Origin of the sequence: Endozoicomonas sp. ONNA2, assembly GCF_024606365.1 — a bacterium.
Taxonomy (GTDB): Bacteria; Pseudomonadota; Gammaproteobacteria; order Pseudomonadales; family Endozoicomonadaceae; genus Endozoicomonas.
On sequence record NZ_JAHHPO010001005.1, the window covers coordinates 1 to 1,553 of the forward strand.

The following is a 1,553-nucleotide window of genomic DNA, read 5'->3' on the forward strand; positions in this document are numbered from 1 at the left end:
GCAACGCAGGAGCAGTTGCCGCGTAGGGCAGTCTATTCTCGGACAGCCTCCCAGGAATAATTAGCTTATCTTCTCTACTTGTTAACACCGTTACCGGGCTGCAAACTATGATACGTTTTGTTGCGCCACTGTCAGGCATGTTTATTTTTGCCCTGGCCAGTGGCTACCTGACAACTCTGATTCCCCTGAGAATCAATGAAACAGACGGCAATGACTTTATGGCCGGTCTGATGGGTACCGCCTACTACCTGGGATTACTGGCCGGGTCATTTCGCTCAGAAAGTATTGTCTGCCGGGTAGGCCATATTCGCTCGTTCGCCTGTTTCATGGCGTTGCTCTGTGCCACTGTATTGAGCCTGGCACTGTCAGAACATACCATCAGCTGGCTGGTACTGCGCTTCCTTAACGGCATGGCGGTGGCTGGCATATTTGTGGTGGTTGAGTCATGGCTGCTCTGTGAAAGTGACAGCACCAACCGGGGCAAGGTCCTGTCTTTCTACATGGTGTCACTCTATGGTGCCAATGCCATCGGACAGCTGTTTGTCGGCTTCCTTGATAGCAGTAGTCTGATGCCGTTTATCCTGATCGGTATTCTGCTGTCGTTGTCGATCTTCCCACCGGCCATGACGCGCATCCCGACACCTGAGATAGAAGAGGCTTCTACCCTGGGATTCACAAAGCTGTTCGAACTGACACCGTCCGGCGTACTCGGCTGTTTTGCCGGTGGTCTGGTGTTGGGTGGCTTGTATTCCATGCTGCCCATTTACCTGGCCGACCTGAGCGGCAGTGATGACCACACCGTAGCGATCTTTCTGGCCATCACCATGACTGGCGGAATGGCACTGCAGTTTCCGGTGGGTTACCTCTCTGACAGGATCGACCGGCGTAAAATGTTGATTCTGGTGGCCCTGGCTGGTTGCGCCATTTGCTTTACCCTGATCCTCGGCTCCCACGAGAGCTGGCTGTATTATCCCTCATTATTTCTGTTTGGCGGCGCTACCTTTACTCTCTATCCACTGGCCATCAGCCACGGCTGTGATCATATGCACCCGGATGATATTGTTGCCGGAACCCAGGGGCTTTTGCTTGCCTACAGCTTTGGTGCCTGTGTTGGCCCGATCCTGGCCTCACTGTTTATGGGCCATATTGCAGAAGGTCTGATGCTGTATTTCATCACAGTGATGGGAGCTACCGGCCTCTTCTTCCTGATTCGAATGGCTTACCGTCCTGCGATCTACACCAGCGAAGAGCAACATTTTATTCCAGTACCCGGCACAACGCCCATTGTCACGCAGATTGACCCCCGTTCTGAGGCGGAGGAGTTATTGGAAAGCGAAGATACGTCGGCAAGTTCAGGAACATAACTTCAATATTTCGATAAGCGCTGCGCGCTTGACGCCTGCCGCTGCCCACGGTGAGTACTCAGATTCACCCCTGGGAGGCTGTCCGAGAATAGACTGCCCTACTGCGGTGGCAGTAAATTGATCTAAAAAGTCGAAAATTTTTAGTAAATAGAACCACTATTCACTAAAAATTTCCGACTTTTTATCCTC

General features: G+C 52.2%; 1 protein-coding gene. It reads left to right on the plus strand.

Translation table 11 applies throughout. The features are described from left to right. Positions 1-107 precede the first annotated feature (107 nt). On the plus strand, positions 108-1,364 hold the full coding sequence (locus KDK14_RS17740) for an MFS transporter (RefSeq protein ID WP_257266525.1): 1,257 nt from the start codon (positions 108-110) through the stop codon (positions 1,362-1,364). Positions 1,365-1,553 lie beyond the last annotated feature (189 nt).

What these genes read in the sequence shown, in the direction of transcription:
- KDK14_RS17740 (WP_257266525.1), top strand. Translation starts at nt 108, where the DNA reads ATGATACGTTTTGTTGCGCCACTGTCAGGCATGTTTATTTTTGCCCTG.